General features: G+C 64.2%; 20 protein-coding genes. 6 read left to right on the plus strand and 14 right to left on the minus strand.

Annotated elements, in window-relative coordinates; genetic code table 11:
- Window positions 1-118: 118 nt before the first annotated feature.
- The 5 genes from DIE13_RS01850 to DIE13_RS01870 all read right to left on the minus strand — a co-directional run bounded on the left by DIE13_RS01850 (window position 119) and on the right by DIE13_RS01870 (window position 5,427).
- The gene (locus tag DIE13_RS01850) at window positions 119-1,024 is read right to left on the minus strand and encodes a LysR family transcriptional regulator (RefSeq protein WP_124825653.1); all 906 of its coding nucleotides are present in this window, start codon (window positions 1,022-1,024) and stop codon (window positions 119-121) included.
- A 181-nt stretch (window positions 1,025-1,205) separates the two neighbouring features.
- Window positions 1,206-2,099: a LysR family transcriptional regulator gene (locus DIE13_RS01855; RefSeq protein WP_124825538.1), complete on the minus strand. Its 894-nt coding sequence runs from the start codon at window positions 2,097-2,099 to the stop codon at window positions 1,206-1,208.
- 330 nt (window positions 2,100-2,429) lie between these two features.
- A complete protein-coding gene (locus DIE13_RS32765; RefSeq protein ID WP_185731188.1) occupies window positions 2,430-2,747 on the minus strand; it encodes a hypothetical protein in 318 nt (105 codons plus the stop codon).
- 148 nt (window positions 2,748-2,895) lie between these two features.
- The gene (locus tag DIE13_RS01865) at window positions 2,896-3,756 is read right to left on the minus strand and encodes a shikimate dehydrogenase family protein (protein ID WP_221622206.1); all 861 of its coding nucleotides are present in this window, start codon (window positions 3,754-3,756) and stop codon (window positions 2,896-2,898) included.
- A gap of 48 nt (window positions 3,757-3,804) precedes the next feature.
- The gene (locus tag DIE13_RS01870; protein WP_124825539.1) at window positions 3,805-5,427 is read right to left on the minus strand and encodes a GMC family oxidoreductase; all 1,623 of its coding nucleotides are present in this window, start codon (window positions 5,425-5,427) and stop codon (window positions 3,805-3,807) included.
- Window positions 5,428-6,092: 665 nt separating this feature from the next.
- On the opposite strand from DIE13_RS01870, the gene DIE13_RS01875 reads away from it, so the two are divergent.
- Window positions 6,093-6,662: a DUF2889 domain-containing protein gene (locus tag DIE13_RS01875; RefSeq protein WP_124825540.1), complete on the plus strand. Its 570-nt coding sequence runs from the start codon at window positions 6,093-6,095 to the stop codon at window positions 6,660-6,662.
- A gap of 49 nt (window positions 6,663-6,711) precedes the next feature.
- On the opposite strand, the gene DIE13_RS01880 is transcribed toward DIE13_RS01875, so the two are convergent.
- The 6 genes from DIE13_RS01880 to DIE13_RS01905 form a co-directional block, all read right to left on the minus strand.
- Entirely contained in the window at window positions 6,712-7,986 is a 1,275-nt protein-coding gene (locus DIE13_RS01880; protein WP_124825541.1) for a CaiB/BaiF CoA-transferase family protein, read from the minus strand.
- A gap of 52 nt (window positions 7,987-8,038) precedes the next feature.
- Window positions 8,039-8,593, minus strand: a complete 555-nt coding sequence (locus DIE13_RS01885) for a carboxymuconolactone decarboxylase family protein (RefSeq protein WP_124825542.1) — start codon at window positions 8,591-8,593, stop codon at window positions 8,039-8,041.
- A gap of 37 nt (window positions 8,594-8,630) precedes the next feature.
- A complete protein-coding gene (gene leuD, locus DIE13_RS01890) occupies window positions 8,631-9,251 on the minus strand; it encodes a 3-isopropylmalate dehydratase small subunit (RefSeq protein WP_124825543.1) in 621 nt (206 codons plus the stop codon).
- 1 nt (window position 9,252) lies between these two features.
- Window positions 9,253-10,668, minus strand: a complete 1,416-nt coding sequence (gene leuC, locus DIE13_RS01895; RefSeq protein WP_124825544.1) for a 3-isopropylmalate dehydratase large subunit — start codon at window positions 10,666-10,668, stop codon at window positions 9,253-9,255.
- Complete coding sequence (locus DIE13_RS01900) at window positions 10,665-12,059, minus strand: MFS transporter (RefSeq protein ID WP_260435020.1); 1,395 nt, start codon at window positions 12,057-12,059, stop codon at window positions 10,665-10,667. The genes leuC and DIE13_RS01900 overlap by 4 nt, the downstream gene beginning before the upstream one ends.
- A 381-nt stretch (window positions 12,060-12,440) precedes the next feature.
- On the minus strand, window positions 12,441-13,967 hold the full coding sequence (locus DIE13_RS01905) for a 3-hydroxyacyl-CoA dehydrogenase (RefSeq protein WP_124825545.1): 1,527 nt from the start codon (window positions 13,965-13,967) through the stop codon (window positions 12,441-12,443).
- 461 nt (window positions 13,968-14,428) lie between these two features.
- Here DIE13_RS01905 and DIE13_RS01910 point away from each other — a divergent pair, with 461 nt between their 5' ends.
- Window positions 14,429-15,658 (plus strand): CaiB/BaiF CoA-transferase family protein, encoded by a 1,230-nt coding sequence (locus DIE13_RS01910; RefSeq protein WP_124825546.1) that lies wholly within the window; start codon window positions 14,429-14,431, stop codon window positions 15,656-15,658.
- Between the two features lie 98 nt (window positions 15,659-15,756).
- Here DIE13_RS01910 and DIE13_RS01915 read toward each other — a convergent pair whose 3' ends face one another.
- Window positions 15,757-16,536 (minus strand): SDR family oxidoreductase, encoded by a 780-nt coding sequence (locus DIE13_RS01915; RefSeq protein ID WP_124825547.1) that lies wholly within the window; start codon window positions 16,534-16,536, stop codon window positions 15,757-15,759.
- A 319-nt stretch (window positions 16,537-16,855) separates the two neighbouring features.
- On the opposite strand from DIE13_RS01915, the gene DIE13_RS01920 reads away from it, so the two are divergent.
- Window positions 16,856-17,647 (plus strand): enoyl-CoA hydratase/isomerase family protein, encoded by a 792-nt coding sequence (locus DIE13_RS01920; protein ID WP_124825548.1) that lies wholly within the window; start codon window positions 16,856-16,858, stop codon window positions 17,645-17,647.
- A gap of 58 nt (window positions 17,648-17,705) precedes the next feature.
- On the opposite strand, the gene DIE13_RS01925 is transcribed toward DIE13_RS01920, so the two are convergent.
- Window positions 17,706-19,400, minus strand: coding sequence for a sigma 54-interacting transcriptional regulator (locus DIE13_RS01925; protein ID WP_311768313.1), 1,695 nt, complete (start codon window positions 19,398-19,400; stop codon window positions 17,706-17,708).
- A gap of 415 nt (window positions 19,401-19,815) precedes the next feature.
- Between DIE13_RS01925 and DIE13_RS01930 the strand changes: the two genes are divergently transcribed.
- From DIE13_RS01930 to DIE13_RS01940, 3 genes are read left to right on the plus strand one after another with little or no spacing between them, the layout of a single operon-like run.
- On the plus strand, window positions 19,816-20,595 hold the full coding sequence (locus DIE13_RS01930; protein WP_124825550.1) for an enoyl-CoA hydratase-related protein: 780 nt from the start codon (window positions 19,816-19,818) through the stop codon (window positions 20,593-20,595).
- A 25-nt stretch (window positions 20,596-20,620) separates the two neighbouring features.
- Window positions 20,621-22,324, plus strand: a complete 1,704-nt coding sequence (locus DIE13_RS01935) for a class I adenylate-forming enzyme family protein (protein ID WP_124825551.1) — start codon at window positions 20,621-20,623, stop codon at window positions 22,322-22,324.
- Window positions 22,321-23,064 (plus strand): SDR family NAD(P)-dependent oxidoreductase, encoded by a 744-nt coding sequence (locus tag DIE13_RS01940; RefSeq protein WP_124825552.1) that lies wholly within the window; start codon window positions 22,321-22,323, stop codon window positions 23,062-23,064. Before DIE13_RS01935 ends, DIE13_RS01940 begins: the two co-directional genes overlap by 4 nt.
- 81 nt (window positions 23,065-23,145) lie before the next feature.
- Here DIE13_RS01940 and DIE13_RS01945 read toward each other — a convergent pair whose 3' ends face one another.
- Entirely contained in the window at window positions 23,146-23,991 is an 846-nt protein-coding gene (locus DIE13_RS01945; RefSeq protein WP_124825553.1) for an oxidoreductase, read from the minus strand.
- Window positions 23,992-24,021 lie beyond the last annotated feature (30 nt).

Consider the following 24,021-nt stretch of genomic DNA (forward strand, 5'->3'; position numbering starts at 1 on the left):
GACGATCTCGACGCTATGGTAGCCCCGACAAGAATCGTCGGTGATCACTACCCGAAGGACCAGCAATGACAACTTAAGCGTTGAGTGTCAAGTCCGTACGGCGAGCGCTCGAAGCTCGTCACGCCCTCCGTTTGTGCCGATATCGCAAGGTATCCACGATCAGCGACAACGCGGGCGACGGATAGCTGCGGCTCGCATAGTAGAGATGCAGCCCCGGGAACGTCGGGCACCAAGCCTGCATCACCGGCCGCAGGCGCCCGGCCGCGATATGCGGCATTGCGAGTTCCTCCGGCATATATGCAAGTCCGCAGCCAGCCACTGCCGCATCGACCGCCAGCGTGATGCTGTTGAAGGTCCATGCTCCATTCACGCGGACGTTGACCCTATCCTTTCCCTTCTTGAGTTCCCAGCTATAGATGCCTCCCCGTGGAGAGAAGCGCATATTGATGCAGTCATGGTCGAGCAGGTCGTTCGGTAGCGCTGGAGTGGAACGTTTGTCCAGGTATGACGGCGCGCCGACAATCGCCATCCGGATATCCGGCGAGATCGGTACCGACGTCATGTCTTTTCCGATCTGATCTCCGAATCGCACACCCGCGTCGTAACGTTCCGCAACGATATCGGTCAAGCCGGCATCCATTGCAATCTCGATCTTCAGGTCCGGATAGTCGGGCTGCAAACGGGAAAGCCTGGGCCAAAGCACGGTGTGGGTCGCAAAATCGGAGGCCGTGATGCGAACCGTTCCGGCCGGTTTGTCGCGGAGGGCCGTGAATGCCTCCAGTTCCGCGCTGATGACGTCGAAACGCGGACCGACAGTCTGGATCAGGCGTTCGCCCGCTTCGGTCGGCGCGACGCTGCGCGTCGTCCGAGTCAGCAACCGCAGTCCGAGACGGGTTTCAAGCGAGCGGATGGTATGGCTCAACGCGGACTGCGACACGCCGAGCTGTGCAGCCGCGCGCGTGAAACTGCGTTCGCGGGCCACGGCGAGAAACGCGAGGATGTCACGAAAATTTTCGCCCGACATGAGCTTGCTCATTTGATCACCCCTTTCAGTATCGGGATATGTCTTCCCGGTATCGGGACACCGAGGCCGGCGACGAGTGTGCCATTACGTCGGATCCCTGCCTCCACACAAGCCCGAACCGGACGCAGGCAAGCCGGCGAACCGATGCCGGCGCGACGCGTGTTCCCAGCCGCTCGACGCGTCAGGAATGATGGCGCAACGCCTCGACCAGGAGTGCCATTGCGCGCGACGGCTGGTGGCGGTTCGGAAAATAAAGGTGCAGCCCGGACCATGTCGGACACCACGCTTCCAGTAACGATACGAGTTGCCCCCTCTCGATGCATGGGCGCACCATGTCTTCCGGCAAATACGCGAGCCCGAAACCGGCCTTGGCCGCCTCGAAGATGTCATAGGCGTTGTTGAATACCAGTTGGCCGTCGACCGCCACGTTCCATGCGCGCTTTCCTTTGACGAATTCCCATTCGTAGAGTCCGCCGTACGTCGACGTGCGCAGATTGATACACGCATGCTCCGTCAGGTCGTCCGGCGTCCTGGGCGGCTTGCGTCGCGCGAGATAGGCAGGCGAGCCGACTACTCGGTTCGTGATGTCCGGCCCGATACGGACCGAGATCATGTCCTGCGCCAGCTCCTGGCCGAACCGGACGCCCGCATCGTAGCCACGCGCAACGATATCGACGCTTTCGTACTCGTTCACCAGCTCAACCTTGATATCCGGATATTTCGGCAGAAAGGCCGCAAGCTTGGGCCAGAGCACGCTGCGGATCGCGTAGTCGATCGCCGTGATCCTGATCGTTCCGGTAGGTTGGTCGCGGAGTTCGCTCAGCGCCTCGATTTCCGCTTCAATACGGTCGAATTCCGGCGCGAGACGATCGAGGAGCCGCTGGCCAGCTTCGGTGGGCTCGACGTTGCGCGCGTTGCGCATCAGCAAGCGGGCCCCAAGCTTCGTTTCGAGCGCTCGGATCGTGTAGCTCAGCGCGGGCTGAGATACTCGCAGTCGCGCCGCCGCACGCGTAAAACTACGTGCCCGCGCCACTGCGATGAACGCGAGCAGGCTGCTGAAATTATCTCGCGACATTGATGAACCCCTCTTATAGGATTCTCGGCATTCTACCTACCGGATCCCCCGAAATGAACCCCGTCATTGATCGGACGGCAATCCTCCATGTATGTATCGCTATCCATCAAGGGCCGATGCGCTGCCGCGCGGCATTCATTCATGAACAGGATTTATATGAGCATTACGACTGGTCGATACGGCTGGTCGATACGACTGTCGCGTAAAATCCGAAATTGAGCCAACACGCTCGCGCACGTTCGCCAAGCCGATCCCGGCTGCAGGCCGATACCCACTTCGATGCGCACACCCTCCGGCGAGGCCGATTAACCCGTTCGAGCGCCGCGGATTTCACCGTCCTGCGAGCGACAAATCAGCTGCTTGCGAGCGGCTTCTGGAACCTGACGTGCCGGCCAACGCGTCGCGTTTGCGAGTGATTCCCCGACAGCCCGACCTGAACCGTCGATGCGCGGCTCGCATCGCGGTATCGAAATCCGGCTCCGTCGCCAGATGTCGGTGGTCGATGCTGACGAGCCAGCCATGGCCCGCCGCGCACCATCGCAGACGGCCTTCTTCGTACATCATGCAGAACCATCGCCAGAGATCGGCATCGTCACGATTCGCCAACCTCGCTGCTGCGGTTCTGATTGTTTCTTCGTCGTGGTTCATTCGCATTCCAGAACGGTACGCGACGCGAATCGCGCTCGCCGGTCGCAGCGGCACGTTCGCGCCTCCTTTCATGGCAGCATCGTCGATGTGCTCGCGCATACGGCCCGATAACAAGCCGATCCGCCGCCTGACGTGCGCGCATGTCAAATCATTTGCCCATCATGAAATCAAGCATCATTTCCTGAACCGCCTCGACCATCTGCACGCCGTTCGCGGTCTTGCAGCCGGCCGCCTGTGCCGCCTGCAGAAACGGCGTGACGCCGTGCCCGGCAATCACGTCGCCGACGAACATCGACGCGGACAGAAGATGACCGGCCACGGGCAACGGATCCCCGTCGGCCATGCCCATCGGCGTCGCATTGCATACCATCTCGCAGCCGGTCGGATCCGCCGGCCCTGCATGCGCACGCCCCCGGCCCAGCTCCCCGATCACCGCGAGAAGCTGCTCGACACGCGAAGCGTCGGCATCGTGAATGACGAGCTCCCTCACGCCGGCCTCGAGCAGCGCGATCGCGATCGCGCTGCCTGCCGCGCCCGCCCCGACCAGCAGTACCTTCGCGCCTTGCGGCCGCGCACCTTCGTCGATCTGCGCCTTCACGAAAGCAAGGCCGTCGAGCATGCCGCCATGCCAGGTTCCGTCCTGATTGCGGCGCATCACGCTGACGCCACCGAGCAGTCGCGCAGTAGGGGAGCTCGTCGCGCAATGCGCAAACGCGGTGAACTTGTGCGGCATGGTGATCAGCAGGCCTTCGACGTTCGGCGTGGCGGAGAGCCCGCTCATGACCGCGTCGAAGGCACCGGCCGCCACCTGCATCGGAAAGCAGATGCCGTTGTAGCCGCGCGACTCGAAGCCGCTCGTCAGGCGCTGCGGCGACTTCACGAACCGGATCGGGTCGCCGATGATCGGAAACAGGCGAGTCTCGCCGCTCAGCAATTCAAACATCTCGCTAACTCCTCGTTCATTGCAGGGAATACGTCGACGGCCCCCATGAGCCGCAACGGGCGACACCGGGGCAGCGAGCGGTTTCGCTGCTGTCCAGGCCGCCGGATTCGATATTCAAGCGGTCACACCTCGCGCGTCGACCGGATGCCGGAGAATCAGGTCGGCGCCTTTCTCGCCGATCATGATGCTCGGGGCATTCGTGTTACCCGACGTTACCGTCGGCATGATCGACGCATCTACGACCCGCAAACGTTCTATGCCACGCACGCAAAGACGCTCATCGACGACGGCCATTTCGTCGCCCCCCATCTTGCAGCTGCCGGCGGGATGGAATGCGCACTGTCCCTCGCGCTCCATGTAATCGATCAACTGTTCGTCGGTCGTCACGTCGGCGCCCGGCGCGATTTCCGAGCAGATTCGCGACGCGAGCGGTTCGGTCGCGAAAATGCGCCGGATCTGGCGCAAGCCCGCAAGCATCACGCCGATGTCGGCCGCGTTGCCGAGATAATTCGGATTGAACACGGGTGCCTGCAGCGGATCGGCAGACCGAAGCGAGATTTCGCCGGTCGATGCGGGACGCATGTTGTAGACGGATGCGCTGACGCCGGGATAACTGTCGACCTCGACGCTGCCCGTCTCCAGATAGCGGAACGTCATCGGTCGAAAACTGATCTCGAGATCAGCATACGGTACGTCAGGATGACTCTTCACGAACGCCGCAGCCATCGAGGATCCAAGCGCCAGATAGCCCTGGTGGGTGGTGATATAGCGGAGGCCCTCCCAGTATTTTCGCCAGCCAGACAGCACGTGATTGTACGAACTCTCGCGTGTGGCTCGCGCCTGTACCCGCACGACGAAATGATCCTGCAGATTCTTCCCGACACCGGGCAAGTGCGCGACGATCGGAATGTCGTGCTGCTTCAGCAGCTGGCCATCGCCGATGCCGGACAGCATCAGCACCTGCGGAGAATTCAATGCCCCGGCGCAGACGATCACCTCGCGCCGTGCGGCGATCGTCCTGATCCCGTCCGCATCGATCACCTCGACGCCGGTCGCCTCGCGATTCTCAACGACGATGCGGCGCACATGTGTGTTCGCGCGCACGACGAGATTGGGGCGCCCCGCCACAGGTGTGATATACGCCGAATACGCGGTCTGTCGTACGCCCCCCGCGATCGTTGCCTGCAGGAAGCCGGCCCCATGTTGCTCGACGCCGCTGATTTCGTCGATCGTCGGGATGCCGTTCTCGCGAGCGGCGGCAATGAACGCGTACGCGGTCGGATGCTTGACGGCGGGATCGCTGATCGCGAGGGGGCCGTCAGTACCCCAGAGCGGCGCACCGATACGCTGATTCGATTCCGCGCGCTTGAAATACGGCAGCACGTCGTCCCATCCCCACCCCGGATTGCCGAGGCTTGCCCAGTGATCGAAATCCGCACGGTTGCCGCGAACGTACACCATGCCGTTAATCGCACTGCTACCGCCAAGCGCCTTGCCGCGCGGCCAGTAGATACGCCGGTTGCGCAGCGTCGGCACGGGCTCGGTGAAGTACTTCCAGTTGTAGTCGTCGTGCTTGAACAGCTTACCCATGCCGGCGGGCGTGCGGACCCAGAAGTCGTCGGCAGGCGGCCCGGCTTCCAGTAATAGCACCCGCAGAGTCGGGTCGTCCGACAGGCGCCGCGCGACCACACAACCCGCCGAACCCGCACCAATCACGACGTAATCGTAGCTTTCCAATTTCCACTCTCTCGACAGTTCAGATTCTGTCGACCCGCTCGCGACGGATCGACGACGTCGGCTCGAAGGCACGAATGCCTACTCGTTTCGGAACGTCGGGACTGCCAGCGCACATTGCATTCGGTGTCTCCTTCGGTCTTTGTCGCACGGGTTCCGATATCCGATCGATCCTTCCGTGGCCTCGGGCTACGCGTGATGCCATCCGGCACCTCGACGGGCCGAGCCGTCGATATGGATGAGCAAATGCAATGCCAGTCGATAAACGCCCGCTACACCGATGCAGACACCATGACACTATTTTGCACATCGATTCGAGCGCAATCCCCGTGTATGCGGGCGCCGACGGGATGTCGCCGAAAACGCGAGCAAACCAACCGACGACGATCGATCCGTAACGGGTGGCCCCCATGCATCGGAAAAAGGCAGCAACTGTCTTTGTCGGCGACACGGGATGTCCGCGCTCCCGACGGCCCGACCGTCGCACCGCACCCCGAAAGTGAACTCAGGCGGTCGGTATCGGGCCGTACGACGCATCGCGACGAATTGCCGGGGTGGCCCGCTGGCGTGCTTATTGCATCGTACGTCGCACGCTCGGGAGCCGCGACTGATACGCTGGCGTTCAGGCTCCAGGACCCACGCATACCGATAACCCAAGACCCCACAACATGCCACTGTCGCCCCCATCATCCCGTAAAGCACTGCATCGACGCGTGATCGACATGAACGCGTATGCCCGCGACGACGGGCTTTATGACATCGAAGCCCATCTCGTCGACACGAAGCCGTTTCCGTTTCCGCTGGTCGGCTCGCCGCAGCCACTGTCCGCCGGCGATCCCCTGCATGACCTCTGGATCCGCATGACGGTCGACGATGCGCATGTCATCCGTCAGATCGAGGCCGCTTCCGACGCAACGCCATATCCACTCTGCAGCGAAGCGGCGGCTACGCTGGTCGCTATGGTCGGCGAGCGGGTCGGTGCGGGATGGTCGTCGATCGTGAAGGCGAAGCTGCGCGGCGCGGCCAGTTGCACGCACCTGATGGAAATGCTGCTCCCGATGGCCACGACGACCCTGCAGGCGATCGGCGGTGCGCGCCGCATCGGGCAGGCGACCGTAGATCCGCGGGATACCGTCGTCCGGCCGGACAGTTGCTACGCGTACTCGGTCCGGCGCGAGGTGATCCGGCGTTACTGGCCGGAACACTTCCGCCCCGACGCGGGCGAAACGGCGGAGTAACGCGGGCGGCGTGCCTGTGCCGCACAACGCCGGTACGCCGCCCGCGCCGTCACACGATGCGCGGCGCCGCCGCGCCGAACGCGCCCGTCTCTGCCAACTGGTCGATGCGATCGTTGTCGTAACCGAGCCACTCGGTCAGGACATCCGCCGTATGCTGCCCGACACGCGGTGCCGGCACCGGATCGGCCAGCGGGGTCGTGGAATAGCGGATCGGCAGCGCGACGTTCGGTACCCAGCCGAGTTCCGGATGCGGTATGCGCGTCACGAGTTCGCGCTCGCGCGCCTCCGGCGCACGGATCGCATCACCAACCGACCGAAGCTCGCCGCACGGCACGTTGGCCGCGCGCATCCGCGTCTGCCAATACGACCACGGCTGCCGCGAGAACGCATCCTGCAGGATCGCGAACAGCGCCTCGCGACGCGCGACGCGATCCTTGTTGGTTGCATAGGCGGGATCGCTCGCGACCTCCGGCAGCTCGACAACCTGGTTCATCAGGCGCTGGAAGATCTGCGTGTTGCCGCAATTGATCAGGAACGAACGATCCTGCGATCGGAACACGCCCGACGGGCACGTATCCGGGCTCGTGTTGCCGGGCCGCACCGGCTCCTTGCCCGTATAGAGTTGCTGCAGCGGCGCGTAGCCCGTCATCAGCACCGCATTGTCGAACAGCGCGACCTCGACCGCCTGTCCCTTGCCGGTACGCGACCGCGCGACCAGGGCGCCGAGAATCGCGTTGCAGGACATCATCGCCGTGCTGATGTCCATCACGGGCGACAGCGCGCGTACGCCCTCGCGGTCGGGGTAGCCGTTCATCGAGATGAAGCCGCTCTCGGCCTGCGCGATCGGATCGAAGCCAAGCCGGTCGGCGAAGGCCCCCTCGCGCCCGTAGGCGGAGACCGAGCAGAAAATCAGTCCGGGGTGGCTGTCCCGGAACGTATCGTAGCCGAGGCCCAGGCGCTCGATCACCCCCGTCGAGAAATTCTCCACGACGATGTCGGCCTTGCCGATCAGCTCTCGCGCGAGCGCGAGTCCTTCGGATGACTTCAGATCCAGCGCGATACTGCGCTTGTTGCGATTGGTCCATGCGTACGGCACACCGCCGCCGAACTCGGGAACCATTGGCGGATACTGGCGGAAATCGTCGCCGCGGCCCGGTGCCTCGACCTTGATCACTTCGGCGCCCATGTCCGCAAGCATCATCGTCGCGAAGGGCCCCGCGATGAAATGCGTGAAGTCAACGATCCGGATGCCCTGGAGCGCCGCCTCCGCCCCTGCGGGGCGAGGCCGGTGGATGGGGAAATCTGTTTCGAGCTGGTTGAACATGATGGTTTGACGTGTCTGGAATAGCTGAAGCGGAAAGAAAGACGTCGCGGCGTTACTTCGGCTCGCGAAACGCGCTGTAGAGATTGACGTAGCCATGCTCGATCCGCTGCTTCGCGCGCTTGACCGCGTGCTCGCGCGACATCGGCACGAAGCCGAAGCCCTGCACCAGTCGCTGCATGAACGCCGCGCGGGCCGTGATCGCGATCGCGTCATGCAGGGCGTGCTCGTCCCAACCCTGCGCGAACACCGCGTCGGCATCCGCTTGCTCGATCTCACCCGGAGTGACGCTCAGCTTGCGCACGAACGCCAACAACGACTTCAGCTTGGCCGGCAGTGTCACGGCATCCGGATCGATCAGCAGACGCTCGATCAGCCCTTCCGGGATACCGCGCGCATAGGCGACTTCAGAGTGCGCGACGTAGACGAATGCACATCCCGCCGCGCCGGCTGCGTACGCGAGAATGAGCTCGCGCTCACCCTGGGTCAGCGGCGACGGGCCGTTCATCATCGCCTCGCTCATCGTTGACCAGGCACCGTAGACCTCCGGAAATTGCGTGAAGACCGCGGGCGGGCCCGCGTCAGCCGGCAACGATTTGAAAAATGGCATGTCAGTGGACCTCTATGTGGATTGGAAGAAGCTGCCCTTACCCGGCAGTCGGGAAGAGCCAGTCGAAGCGTCGTCGGTAGGCGTGCTCGAACGCGGTTATCTCCGCGTCGTACTGCAGCGTCAGGCCGATTTCATCGAGTCCCTCAAGCAGACAACGCCGACGAAACGAGTCGATGTCGAAACGATGCACTGCGCCATCCGGAGCGGTGACGGTCTGACTGAGCAGATCGACGCGCACTGTTGCACCCGGCGCCGCGTGAAGTTGCTCGCGCAAGCTGATACAGGTGGCAATGTCGAGCGCAACAGGAAGCAGCCCGCTCTTCGTCGCATTGCGATAGAAGATGTCGCCGAAGTCGGCAGCGATCACGCAACGGATCCCGTAGTCGACAAGACTCCACGGAGCCTGCTCGCGGCTCGAACCCCCGCCGAAGTTGCGGTCAGCGACCAGGATCCGCGCGTGGCGGTACGCATCGATATTCAGCACGAAATCCGGACGCTCGCCTCCGTCCCCGCCGAAGCGCAGGTCGCGAAACAGGAAATCCTGATAGCCGCCGTCGCGCGGACGGCGCAGGAAGCGGGCCGGCAGGATCTGGTCGGTGTCGACGTTCGAGCGGTCGAGCGGTGCGGCGATCGCATCGAGAACGGTGAATGGTTCCATGTCAGATCTCCAGCCGACGCACGTCGGTGATGCGCCCGTACAGCGCGGCGGCAGCGGCCATCGCGGGGCTGACAAGGTGCGTGCGGCTGCCCGGGCCCTGACGGCCGACGAAATTGCGATTCGACGTGGACACACAGCGCTGGCCCGGCGCAACCCGGTCGCCATTCATGGCGACACACATCGAGCAGCCGGCCTCGCCCCATTCGAAACCCGCATCGCGGAAGATCCGGTCGAGTCCTTCGGCCTCGGCCGCAAGCTTCACCTGGGTCGAGCCCGGAACGACGAGCGCGGGTACCTTTGCACGCGCGCCACTGACGACCCGCGCCGCCACGCGTAGGTCCTCGATCCGCGCGTTGGTACACGACCCAATGAACACCTGGTCGACCTCGATGTCAGTCAATGGCATGCCGGGTGTCAGGCCCATGTACTCGAGGGTGTGCAACAGGTATGCGCGCCGCTTGGGGTCGCGCTCGTCGGCCGGGTCCGGAACGCGGCCTTCGACGGGTAGCGCATCCTCGGGGCTGTTACCCCATGTGACCATCGGCGCGAGCGTCGTGGCATCGAGCGTCAGCTCGCGGTCGAACACGGCATCCGCATCGGACGGCAGCGTGCGCCAGTACGCGAGCGAGCGATCCCAGTGCTCACCATGCGGCGCGAACGGCCGCCCTGCCAGATACGCGTAGGTGGTGTCGTCCGGCGACACCATCCCGGCCCGAGCCCCGGCCTCGATCGACATGTTGCAGACCGTCAAACGCGCTTCGATCGACATCGCGCGCAGCGTCGACCCGGCGTACTCGATCACGTGCCCGGCCGCGCCGTTCGCGCCGATCTTCGCGATGATCGCGAGAATGACGTCCTTCGCCGTGACGCCACGCGGCAGGGCGCCGTTGACCAAGACTCGGAAGGTCCGCGCGCGGCGCTGCCAGATCGTCTGCGTCGCAAGCACGTGCAGCACGTCGCTCGACCCGAGTCCGAATGCGAGCGCGCCCAGCGCGCCGTGCGTCGACGTGTGCGAGTCACCGCAGACGAGCGTGATTCCTGGTTGCGTGATGCCTTGTTCCGGCCCGACGACGTGCACGATGCCCTGCCGCACGTCGTCGAGGCCGAAATGGACGATACCGAACGCGCTTGCGTTCTCCGACAACGCGCCGACTGCACGCCTCTGGTCAGGATCGACAATCGCATCGATCGAGCGGGTGCGGGACGACACACCGTGGTCCGGCGTCGCGAACATCTGGTCGGGACAACGTACGCGCAACCCCCGATCGCGTAACGCCGTGAATGCGTGGTTCGATCCATCCTGCACGATATGGCGACCGACGTGCAGCAGGGTCTGGCCATCCTCGCCTTCCAGAATCGCGTGGGCGGACCAGATCCGGTCGTACAGCGTCCTGCCAGTCGCAACGTGCCCGCTCATCGCGACTCTCCGAGCTGATACGACGACCGCCGTGAGAAAAACGGATAGAACAAGAGCGTCGACAACACAAGCAGTCCGCTGCCCACGTAGAGGCTTGTCGTGAAGCCGCCCGTCGCGGTCTTGATCAGCGCGAGCCCGTAAGGCCCGACTATGCCAGCCGATCCGTGGACAACCGTCAGCACCGCAAGGCCGGTGGCAGCTACCCGGCCGCTGAAGACTCGCCCCGGGAGCGTCCAGAGCATCGCGTAAGCACTTGTGAATCCCGACCACGCCACGCACAGACACATCAAAGTCATCACCGGGCTCGACGGGAAACGTGCCGTCAGCAGCAACCCAACGGCGGCTGTCAGCGCGCACGCGACGTAGTGCCAGCAACGCTCGCCGGTTGCGTCCGAATGTTTCGCGACAATCACGGACATGACAACACCGCAGAGCGACGGCAACACGGACCAGATGCCGACCTGCATCACCGTAAGGCCCATGCCCTTTAGCAGGGAGGGCTGCCAGAAGGTCAGGCCGAACTGCGGAATCAGCATCAGGAAGCCTGTGAATGCGAGTACCCAGAGGCGCGGGTCACGCGCGACCGCGGCAAAAGCCTGTCGACCATGCGTACTATTCTCCACGTCTGCGTCATGAATAAGGCTCTGTACCCGCTGGCGCTCATCGGGCGTCAGCCACGACGCGCGCTCCGGGCGATCGGGTAGAAGGCATAGCACGCAGAACGCAAGGACGATGCAGGGCAGGCCTTCCAGGATAAACAGCCATTGCCAGCCCTTGAGGCCCGCAACTCCGTTCAGCCCGGTCATAAACGACGCGGCGAGCGGGCCGGACACGATCCCCGCGCAACTCGGCGCGGTATAGAACAACGCACAGGGCTGGCCCCGCCGCTGCGTGGGAAACCAGAGCGTCAAGTAGTACAACACGCCTGGCACAAGGCCCGCCTCGAACACCCCGACGAGGAAGCGCAGCACGTAGAATGCCGTCGGCGTAGTCACGAAACTCATCGACGCACTGCACATCCCCCACAGAATCATGATCCGGAATAGCGTCTTGCGCAGGCCGACGCGTGCCAGCACAAGATTGCTCGGAATTTCGAACGTAATCAGTCCAAGGAAGACCAAGCTCGCGCCGAGTCCGAATACTGCGTCGGAAAATCCCAGATCCCCCTGCATCTGCAAATGCGCATATGCGACGTTGGTGCGGTCCAGATAGTTGAAGCAGTAGACCAGCCACAACATCGGCAGAAGTCGATACGTAATTCGGCGAAAGAGCCGATCGTCCGATGCATTCAGCGTGACGGCGCGGTCAAGTGGCGTGGCTTGGCTGTTCATCACGTCACCTCCGGCATCGGGTGGATCATGCTCGGCTTCGACAGCAATCGATGCGCACACGGGCGTATCCGGATTGGCTGTCTCATCGGCCGTTCAATCTGCATCGGGATCATCGGTGTCTCCTGATTGTTTTCATGAAGCGGGCATCGTGGTCCAGTACCGCACAACGATCGCTCCTGCTCGCGATTCGGATTGCCTCGCCTCGGCAATCCAGAATCGTCAAACATTCGGACGGATCCGGGAGCACCTGATCGGTCACCCTCCGGCACGTCACGCCCTGCCCGCCATACCAGCAAGTCGCATACCAAGTGGCGCAACCCCGTCACCGGTAGACAATCGCCGCGTCGGCACCTGGAACTGTCCTCGATACGGACAGCACGTGTGTCCCGCTCCGACACGCGCCGTCGTTGACGCACGCACAAGCCGGGCGGGCTCGAGAATTCAGGGGGCACGGTCTGGCGCCGACAGCGAGAGCGCCAGTCGGGCGCGCCGGACCAGCCAGGGCGACGGGCGATAGCGCGGGTCGCCGAAGGTCGCATGCAGCCCGTCGAGAATCGCGAGAACGCGCTGCGGCCCGAGCCGGTCGCCCCACTCGAACGGCCCGAGCGGGTAGCCAAGCCCGGTTCGTACGGCGGCATCGATGTCGTGCGGCTTCGCGATGCCCTGCTGCGCCATCTCGCACGCAAGATTGACGATGCACGCGATGACGCGCGGTGCGACGAAGCCCGGGGAATCGGCGACTTCGAACACCGGAATCGATTGCGCGGCGAACGCCGCACGCGCTGCCCTGATCGTGCCTGGCGCGGTGCCGGGACACGCCATCAGCGTCACGCCGGTCGGCCCGCCGAACAGCGGATCGATTCCGACGACCTTCGACGGATCGAGCTGCAGGTCCGCTGCCGACGTCGAAAGATCGCGGCCGAGCGGGGCGAGCAGAATCACGTCTGCATCGCTCGCGGCATCGACACGCGGACAGCCGGCAACCAGCGGCACGATCGCATCAGGCAGCGCGGCTTCGCCTTGCGGAGGCCACCAGAGCGCCGGCAGTCGAGCACCGGCGGCCGTGTCGGCCTGCGCCGGCGCCGCCCGATCGGGTTGTCCGCCCGTGCCGCCATATGCGTAGAAGCCCTGTCCCGTCTTGCGGCCAAGCAAGCCCGCGACGAGTCGCGTACGCGCAAGCGCGACCGGGCGGTAGCGATCGTCGCCGTAGTACTGCGCGTGAATCGACTCCATCACCGGCACCGATACATCGAGACCGGTCAGATCGAGCAACTCGAACGGCCCCATCCGGAAGCCTGCGGCTGTGCGCAGGATCGCGTCGAGAACCGGATGCGCCGCCGTACGCTCGGCGAGAAGCTTCAGGCCCTCGGTCACGAATGCGCGGCCCGCGTGATTTACGACGAAACCAGGCGAATCGGACGTGACGATCGGACGATGGCCGACCCGCTCGGACAGGTCCACGAGCGCCATCACCACGGCTGGATCGGTGCGCGGCGCCTGCACGACTTCGACCACCTTCATCCGCGGCACGGGGTTGAAGAAATGCCATCCGGCTACGCGGCGCGGATCCTCGCACGCCGACGCAATCGCAGTGACGCTCAGTGACGACGTATTGGTCGCAAGCAAGCAGCCCGGTGCTACGACCGCTTCGAGCGCGCGAAACAACTGCTGTTTCGCATCAAGCCGTTCGACGATCGCCTCGACCACCAGATCGCAACCGGCGAGGTCGTCGATCGTCCGTGCTGCCGTGATTCGCTGCAGCGAGGCATCGGCGTCCGATTGCGCGAGCTTGCCGCGCGCCACGGCCGCCGTCAGGTCGTCGCGCACGGCCGCCAGAGCCGCCGCCGCGACACCCTCGTTCGCATCGAATATCTGCACGCCGCACCCCGCCAACGCGCAGACCTGCGCGATACCGCGCCCCATCGCGCCGGCACCCACGACTCCCACCTGCTGTATCGCCTCTTTCACGCTTTCGACTCCCGTATCGGTTCGGAGCCCGTCCGATTGCTTCCGATGGGCCCGATGGATTCGTCACGGCCACACTGGCGACAGCGCCAGCGGCCGTTCCGTAAAGACGAGAGTCAAGCGCAACATGCGTGCCATGTTTCGGATACCCGGACGACGACGTTTGAGCCACGCATTTCACTTGGCGCCCGTGTCGCCGTATGCGTATAGGGTGTCCATCCCGGAGACAGATGCATGGGCCGACAACGCACGTGGCGTCGCGAAAGACACCTGCCGAACCGGCGGTACGGTTCCGATCGGACGCAATGCTTCACCGCTTCGTGCGGGTGGCGCCGATAAGCGCACGCCGCCTTGCCTTCGATCGGGAACAAGCATGAGCCGGGGTCCGGCGATGCCGCTCGCCGCGAAACGATGGCACGGGACTTGCCGTGATGTTCGTTCAGTCAGAACCCACACCGAACACCATGACCCATCTCGACTCACTGCCTTTGCCGCGCGAAGGCGCACGACTGAAACTGCTCGACGGCGTGCGCGTCCTCGACCTGACCACCTCGGTCGCTGGCCCCTATGCGACCCTGCTGCTCGCCGATCTCGGTGCGACGGTCGTCAAGGTTGAGGCGCCAGGCCACGGCGACGACGTACGCGCATGGGGGCCGCCGTTTCTCGACGGCGAATCCCTGTGGTTTCTCAGCGTGAACCGCAACAAGCACAGCCTGACGCTCGACATGCGCAAGCCCGCCGGGCTCGAGGTACTCAGGCGCATGGCCGCGATCGCCGACGTCGTGATCGTCAACCGCACCGCGTCCGTGCAGCGTAAGCTCGGCATCGATGCCGACAGCCTGATGAGCGTGAACCCGCGACTGATCCATGCGTCGATCTCGGGATTCGGACTCGAGGGCGCGCGCAGCGAACTTCCATGCTATGACCTGATCGCGGAAGGCTACAGCGGCGTGATGGATCTGACCGGCGAGGCGGACGGCGCTCCGCAGAAGGTGGGCACGCCCGCGGCGGATCTGCTGGCCGGCACCGATGCCGCGCTTGCGGTGCTGGCCGCGCTTGTCGATCGTGACCGGACCGGCAACGGCCACCGGATTGACGTATCGATGGTCGAGAGCATGACTCGCTTCATGGCACCCAGGATCGTGCCGTATCTCGGGTCCGGCGAGGTGCCGGCCCGCTCCGGCGGCCGCGACAGCGTGATCGCCGTCTATCAGGTGTTTCAGGCCACGGACGGGCCACTGACCATCGGCCTCGGCAACGACGGCATCTGGTCGCGCTTCTGGAGCGCGCTCGGTTCGCCGCAGACGGGGCAGGCGGCATGCTATGCCAGCAACAGCGACCGCCGGCAGCTCCGCGGCGAAATCGTCGAACGGATTCAGGCGATCATCGGCACACGGTCGCGCGACTACTGGCTCGCGGTGTTTCGGGAAGCGCGGATTCCGGCCGGCCCGATCAACCGTATCGACGAGGTGGTAGCCGATCCGGAACTGCGTGATCGCGGCTTCTTCTACGCGGCGGAGCGCGGTGACGCTCGCATCCCTCAGGTCGGTCTCGGAATTCATGTCGACGGAAATGCACACACCTATCGCAAAGCACCGCCGCGCCTCGGCGAAGACAGCGACAGCGTGCTGAGCAGCTGGCTCGACATGCAGCCGGACGAATGCGAGCGGTTGCGGGAGGACGGCGTGATCTGATGTGATCGCGACGCGCGAAGCAGCGTGCGTCGCCGCGTGAGGCCGTCGGTACATGCATGCACATGTACCGACGTGCCGCGATGCCGATCAGCGCGTGCTCACGCTGCGACGTACTTCAACCACCGCCCGCCGTCGACGATCAGGTTCTCGCCGGTGACGTACGCGCCGAGGTCCGACGCGAGGTAGACAGCCGCGTTCGCGATGTCCTCCTTCTTGCCGAACCGGCCCAGCGCGGTTTTCCTCATCTCGAGTTCGCCACGCCCGCCTTCGATGTACATGCGCTGCACCCCTTCGGTGTCGCCGATCGGCCCCGGAGAGATCGTATTCACACGAATCCCGTCGCTCCCCCACTCGACCGCGAGCGTGCGGGAAAGCGACAGGATCCCGCCTTTCGCCGCCGCCGCGTGCGCGGCCTGTGGCCAGCCGGTCACGCCGAGCATCGTGATGATGCTGATGATCGATCCGCCGTGTGTCGATTGCTTCAGATACGGATAAGCGGCATGGCAACCGTGAAACGTGCCGTTCAGGTCGATGTCAATCACCGTCTGCCAGCCGCGCGGCGACAGCTCGGCGGTCGCACACACAAAGTTACCAGCCGCATTGTTGACCAGGATGTCAAGGGAGCCGAATTGCTCGACCGTCGCCTCGACGGTGGCTTTCACTTCGTCGTAGTTGCGGACGTCGGTCTTGCGAGCGGCCGCGATTCCGCCCATCTCCTTGATCGCCTGTGCGGCGATCTGGACACGTTCTTCGTTGCGACCAACCAGCATCACCGACGCGCCCAGCTTCGCGTAGGTTGTCGCTATCTCAAGTCCGATGCCGCTACCGCCCCCCGTGATCAGTGCTACGCGTCCCTTCAGTGTTTCATTCGCAAACATTGCGTCTTCTCCAATGGTTCCATGTGTTGCCGGGCAGCGTGCATGCCGTCCCTGGCTGAAGTGGAATCAGGCAAGGTTCATGCCGGTCGCGTGTCGTGCGGCGACTCGGTGCACCAGCACGGCTTCGCGAGCGCCAACGTCGTCGCACAATGCATGTCGGGCGCGTTCGCTCACCGGCGCAGTGTCCCTTCGGTGGACGACGGTGTACGCCGCAAAGGCACCGGAGACCCGCCGAATGCATGCGGACGGCGCTTCCCACATTGGCACGGCAGTTGCATCGCCATGGGTCTGTCTACGAACGAACCCCAAGGAGCGATTGATGACCCAGCAACTGGTAAGCACACAGACCGAAGGACCGGTGCTCGTAATCAGACTTTGCAGCCCGGAGAACCGAAATTCGCTGACGAGCGAGTTGCGCGAGCAACTGGGTGATGCGGTCGAGCGCGCGGAATGCGATCCGGCGATTCGCGCTGTCTATCTGACGGGAGAAGGCCCGACGTTTTGCTCAGGCGGCGACCTGAAGATGCTGAAGACCGCGTGCGATCCGTGGCCCGTGCACAAGCGTTTTCGCCACCTGAGCCGCTGGCTGACCCCGCTGATCACACTCGACAAGCCGGTGGTGGTCGGCGTGCGCGGCGCCGCGGTCGGTGGAGGGATGGGGCTTGCGCTAACGGCCGACGTGCTGATCGCCGGCGAAGGGGCGAAGTTCATCACGGGCTTCTTTCGCATTGGCGCATTGCCCGACATCGGCACGATGTACCATCTGCCCCGTCTGATCGGGATGGCACGCGCGAAAAACCTGCTGTTTTCGGGTGCGACGATCTCCGCGCAAGACGCGCTTGCGCTCGGGCTCGCCGCGAAGGTCGTACCGGACGACAGCGTCGACGCGGCCGGTCTCGCGGAAGCCGCGCGCCTCGCCGAAGGGCCGGCGGAGGTGATGGGCCTCGCGAAGACGCTGATCGCCCGTAGCTTCGAGACCTCGCTGCACGACATGTTCGCATTCGAAGGGCTCGGTCAGGCACTGGCGATGTCGAGCCCGGAATTCCGCGAGGGACTGGATGCGGCGCTAGAAGGACGGCGACCGGATTTCGTCCACGCGGCCGGACGTTGACGGCGACGTCCTGAGCGTGGCCGGCGAGTTGGGGGCCGCCGCGCGGCGGCCCGCGAGCTCAGGCGCCTAACCCCATCTGCGCGAGCCGCTTGTACAGATAGGATCGTGAAATACCGAGGCTGGATGCGACCCGCTTCTTGTTGCCGTCGAACTGCGCCATTGCCTTGCGGATCATCTGTTCCTCGACCTGTTCGACTGCACTGCTGACGCGCATCGTGTCGGGCACACCAATCGGGACGGTGAGCCGGCCCGCGGCGCCGTGCGTCGGCACCCGCACGGGCAAATCCATGCCGGCCGCCTCGGTCAGACCAAAATCCTCAGCCTCGATCACGTCGGACTCGCTGAAGATTGCAGCGCGCTCGACCACATGCATCAATTGCCTGACGTTACCGGGCCATGACTGCTCCGCGAGGAACGCAAGCGCCGCATCCGACAGTGTCTTCGGCTGCTGACCGTGTCGCTCGGCGAAATTGCGCAGCGCGAGGTTCGCCAGCAGCGGAATATCGTCGAGGCGCTCGCGCAGTGCGGGCATCCGGATCACGACGGCGCCGATCCGGTAAAACAGATCCAGGCGAAACGTGCCCTGCTCGATCATCGATTCGAAGTCGCGATTACTCGCGCTGATCAGCCGGAAATTTGAGTGTCTCGGATCGTTGCCGCCCACACGCTGGAAAGATCCGTCCTGCAGCACGCGAAGCAGCTTCACCTGTACCTCCGCGGGCATGTCGCCCACTTCGTCGAAAAACAGGCTGCCGCCGTCCGCCTGCTCGACCTGCCCGCGCCGACCCTTGCGTTCCGCGCCGGTAAACGAACCTGCCTCGTAGCCGAACAGCTCGCTCTCGACCAGCGTCGACGGCAGCGCCGCCGCATTGACCATCACCATCGCCGCATCGCGTCGCACGCTCAACTTGTGGATAGCATGGGCGGCCAGCTCCTTGCCGGTGCCGCTCTCGCCTGTCAGCAGCACCGGTACGTCAAGCGGCGCGACCTTGATGATCTGCTGCTTGAGATGCTGCATCGTGAGACTCTCACCGATGATCTGGTCGAGGCCGTAGCCGCGTGTCTTGAGATCCTTGAGCTCGCGCCGGTAATAGGCCACCTCGGATTTCAGCTTCGCAAGCTCGTTCGAAAACGCCTGCAGTTGCTCCGGGCCCTTGAACATGACCTGACCGATCGCACCCACAGTGTCGCCGCGCCCGTTCAGGATCGGATGCCGCGTGACGACGCGCGTGACACCACGCATCTCCTGCAGCGAGCCAATTTGCGCCTTGCCTGTCGCCGCAACCTGATGCAAGTTGGTGTTCTCGATCACCTCGGTAACCGGGCGGCCGATACCACTGCCGGCGGTCATGCCAAAGAACCGCTCGTGCACCGGACTCATGTAGCGCAGCGTTCCTTCGCGATCGACGACTGTCAGCGCCTCGAACGGATTGGTCAGGAAGTGGGCCAGGATGTCGCTGGCAAAATCGACCGAGCCGACGAATTCGAATAGTGCATCGCGTCCCTCGCGCACCATCGCGATCAGGATCGTCGCTTCGGTCGCGGGCAACACCACGACCACTACCGATGAGGCATCTGGTCCCTCGACCGAAAACAACCGACACTCACGCCGCCGCGCGTCATGCCAGCCAGCGACGATGCGGGTCGCCATCTCGCGTTGCTCGGCGATGCCACTCGCAATCAACTGCTTCCCGTCCATGCCGAGAATCAGCACGCCGCGCAATGCGACCGCCGTCTGGCGGTGTCGGATCAAGTCTCGTGTCTCCATCGTATTTCCCATGTCTCCGCCGTGAGCACCGGTGTTTCTGGATGATCGATCTGTACTCGCCGTGGACACGAGCCTACCACCCCGTTCCTCGCGCATTACCCGCCATTCCAGCTAGGCGCTATCCATTCCGCTCATCAATCGCACACGCATCGCGCACAGTGCCCCGCCGGACGGGCCGTGCCGTACTCCGTCGCATCCCCGGTCGTAGCACAAACAAGGGTAAGCACCGAGCGTCGCGGGGGCGCCTCTCGAATGGCATGAAACTTGCAAAATTCGTGCGAGCACACCGCACTTCCGGCCGCGCGACGCGCGTCCGGCGACGTGATCAGGAAAGCAGGCGGCAACCCGACGCAACGTTCGGCCCGCACCTTGCCTGACACCCTTACTGGAGGAGAGATCAATGCAGTTCGAGGAAATCATTTATCACGAGGAAGGACCGATCGGCTTCATCACGCTCAATCGTCCTCACGATGGCAACATGTTTACGGCCCGGATGTGCCACGAGATCCGGGACTGCATCAACGAGATCCGCCGCGAAACGCGCACCCGCGTGATAGTGCTGACTGGCGCGGGCGACAAATTCTTCTGCACCGGGGGCCGCAAGGACGGGATGGAGGATTCGCTGCTGTACGCAGGCGTGCTCCCAACACTCGAGATGTACGAGAGCATCGACCGGCTGCAGAAGCCGGTGATCGCATCGGTGAACGGCTTCGCGGTCGGCGGCGGCAACGTGCTGCAGATGGTATGCGACGTCACGATCGCGAAAGAGAGCGCGGTATTCCGCCAGGTCGGCCCGATGGTCGGCAGCTTCGATGCGGGCTACGGCACCTGGTATCTCGAGGATCTCGTCGGCAAGAAACGCGCGAAGGAGATGTGGTATCGCAATCCGAAGCTGAGCGCACGCGAGGCGCTGGACTGGGGTCTGATCAACCAGGTGGTGCCGGACGCTGAGTTGCCGGACGCGACGCGTCGGTTCGCGCTGGAAATCGCGGATCGCGGCGCGTTTGCGCTCGCGTCGATCAAGGCAGCATTCAATGCGCGGCACGGCGGTGTCGCGGGCCTGTCGCGAATGGCCCACGACTTGCTGCTGCGTGGCTATCTCGAGACCGACGAGCACGCCGAACTGGCGGATGCATTTGCCGGGCGGCGCAGCCCAGACGCCAATCGCTTCGGTCATTGAACCGCACACCTCCGGAGTTCAAACGATGTCGCACCTACTTACCCTGCATGATCCGGCCGCCGCGAGACGGTATTACCTGAAGGGAATCTGGCAGACCGACACGATGTATTCGCTCGCGCAACGCCATGCGGTGGAGCGCGGCAATGCGCATGCGGTGCGCGACGGCTCGCGGCAGCTCACGTGGAGCGCACTCGTCGCGTGGGCGGATGCGGTGGCCTCCGACCTCCACGACAGCGGGCTTCGCGCCGGCGATCGTGTGTCGGTGTGGCTGCCGAACCGCGTCGAGACGGTGGTGATCATGCTCGCTTGCTCGCGCAACGGCTATGTCTGCAACCCGTCGCTGCACCAGAACTACACCGTCGCGGAAGTCGTCGCGATGCTCGGCCGCATCGACTGCCGCGCGCTCTTCGCGCAGCCCGGCTGGGGTGCCGATGCAAATACCGCGAACATCTTCGCATTTGCGTCCGATCTCCCGCACATGAAGCGCGTGTACGCACTGCCGCAGCTGCACGCCGAGGACACCACACTCCCGTCCGGCATCCATCCGATGCCCTTTCCCGGGCAGCAATCCGTTATTCCGCTGCCGCTGCCCAGCGCGAACCCGGACCAGATCGTCTATCTCGCGTTTACGAGCGGCACGACCGGCACCCCGAAGGGCGTGATGCACAGCGACAACACCCTGCTCGCGAACGGGCGTGCGCTCGTCTCCGACTGGGGGCAAGACACGAACACGGTCTTGCTCACGCTGAGCCCGATGAGTCATCACATCGCGACCGTGGGGCTCGAACAAGTGCTCGTGACCGGCTGCGAGTTCGTGATGTACGACCCCGCCACCGGCGTCGCGCCGCTCGACTGGATCGAGGCGACCGGTGCAACCTACGTGATGGGCGTGCCGACCCATGCGATGGACCTGTTGCAGGAAGTCGACCGGCGCGGAGCCGACCGGCTCGGCGCCGTGCGCGTGTTCTACATGGCCGGCAGCCTGATTCCGACCGAGACCGCGCGCAAGCTGCTGTTGCTCGGTGCGAAACCGCAGAACGTGTACGGCATGACGGAATGCGGATCGCATCAGTACACGAAGCCGAATGCGACGCTCGACGTGATCACCGGCACCTGCGGCAAATCCTGCGAGGGTTACGAGATCCGGCTTTGGCAACCAGACAATGCCGACCTCGAGGCCGCGCCGGGCGACGTCGGCGAGATCGGTGGACGCGGCGGCCTACTGATGCTCGGCTATTTCGACAACCAGTCCGCTACCGAATCGTCGTTCAACAGCAGCGGCTGGTTCATGAGCGGCGATCTCGGCCGCTTCGACGACGCAGGCAATCTCGAGATCGTTGGACGCAAGAAGGATCTGATCATCCGGGGCGGCCACAACATCCATCCCGCCCATATCGAGGAATACGCGCACCGTCACCCCGCAATCAAGAAGGCCGCGGCGTTCGCAGTCGCGGATCCCCGTCTCGGAGAGAGGGTTTGCCTCGCGATCATCGCGGACGGTGTGCCACCGACCGCCGAGGACGTCCTCATCCATCTCGCGCAGGAAGGACTGTCGAAATTCGACATGCCGGAATACTTCATCACGCTGACCGAATTCCCGCTGACCGCAAGCGGCAAGATCCTCAAGCGCGAGCTTGTGCAGCGCGTCGCAAGCGGGCAGTTGCAGCCACAGTCCGTCCGCTATCGCGCGACACCCGCGGTCGAAACCCTGTCCGGAGCATCCGAATGAATCGTGAATGTATTGTCGTCACCGGCGCCAGCAAGGGAATCGGCGCCGCCATTGCGCTAGCGCTTGCCGAGCAGGGCCGCCAGGTGGCATGCGTGTCGCGCTCAGGTGCGTCGCCGCTTGCGGCTGGCATACGCGACGACATCGCATCGCGCCTGATCGCTTGCCGCGCGGACGTGATGCAGCCCGAAACGCTCGCTGCCGTCCTCCGCGACCTGCGCAGCAACGGATGGCACATCGCCGGGCTAGTCAACAACGCCGGGCTGCACGTCGATGCGTCGTCCGCCACGCTGCCCGTCGAGCAATGGCACCAGGTGATGGACATGAACGCGACATCGGTGGTGACCGCCTGCCAGGCCGCGTACCCGCACCTGATCGACGCCGGCGGCGGCTTGATCGTCAATATCGGCTCGTTCTTCGACAAGCTCGGCGTAAAGCGCAACCTCGCGTACTGCGCAAGCAAGGCGGCAGTCGGCGCAATCACGCGCTGCCTGTCGGTCGAATGGGGTAACAAGGGCATCCGGGTAGTGAACGTCGCGCCTGGCTATATCCAGACCGACCTGAATGCCGACTCGATCGCGTCCGGCCCACTGCGCGCCTACCTGGAGAAACGGATTCCGCGCGGCCAGCCGGGAACCGCCGACGAAGTCGGCGCACTGGTCGCGGCGCTGTTCACGCCCGCGTGCCGTTTCCTATCCGGCGACACGATCTACGTCGACGGTGGCCAGGGGATTGCTCACTGAGCCCGCACCGGGCCGGTACTGCGCACATACGATAACGGCCCGGAACGCACCATGCGGCCCGGGCCGTTCGTCATTGAACCATCAGGCATCCACGCGCGTCGAGCGCGACAATGCTTCCCAGCGGTCAAGCTCGGCACCGATCGTGCGCAGGTCGTCGCGAATGAATTCAAGGCTGTCGTCGCCAAGCGGCAAGCGCAAGGGCGGATCCTCCGCATCGACCAGACGGCACACAGCGGGGCCGAACTTCGCCGGATCGCTCGGCTGCTTGCCGTGGCGTTGCGCGGCGTAGTCGTTGATCATCGCGCTGATCGACGCGTAGTCGTCGTCGTTGATCTGCGCGGACACGAGCGACGACCCGGCGAAATCGCTGCGGAAGCCACCCGGCTCGATGATTGTCACGCGAATGCCCAGGTGCCGAACTTCCATCGCCAGCGCCTCGGAGTAGCCTTCGACTGCGAATTTCGACGCGCTGTAGAACGCGAAACCGGCCGATGCACCAAATCCGGCCTTCGACGACAGGTTGATGATGTGCCCCGACCGCTGGCGGCGCATCACGGGAAGCACCGCACGGGTCATCTCGGCGAGTCCGAAGAAATTGATCTCGAACATTGCACGGTATTTCTCCGCGGGCGTCGCCTCCGCGACCGCGAGCAGACCGTACCCGGCGTTGTTCACCAGCACGTCGATACTGCCGAACTCCGCAGCCGCCCGTTCGACGACTTCGTCGAAACGGTGGTGATCGCGCGCGTCGAGATGAAAGGCGCGTAACCGGTCGGGAAACTCCGTGGCCAGCGCATGGCTGCCGTCGGCGGCCAGCACCGTCACGACGACACGATCACCCTGTTCGAGCGCGGCCTTCGCCGTCGAGTATCCGAGCCCTTTGTCCGCGCCTGTAATCAGCCACGTGCGAGGGGTGCGATTCGTCATTGTCTGTCCTCCTGAAACAATTGGGAAACC

Source organism: Burkholderia sp. Bp9016, from assembly GCF_003857765.1.
Lineage (GTDB): Bacteria > Pseudomonadota > Gammaproteobacteria > Burkholderiales > Burkholderiaceae > Burkholderia.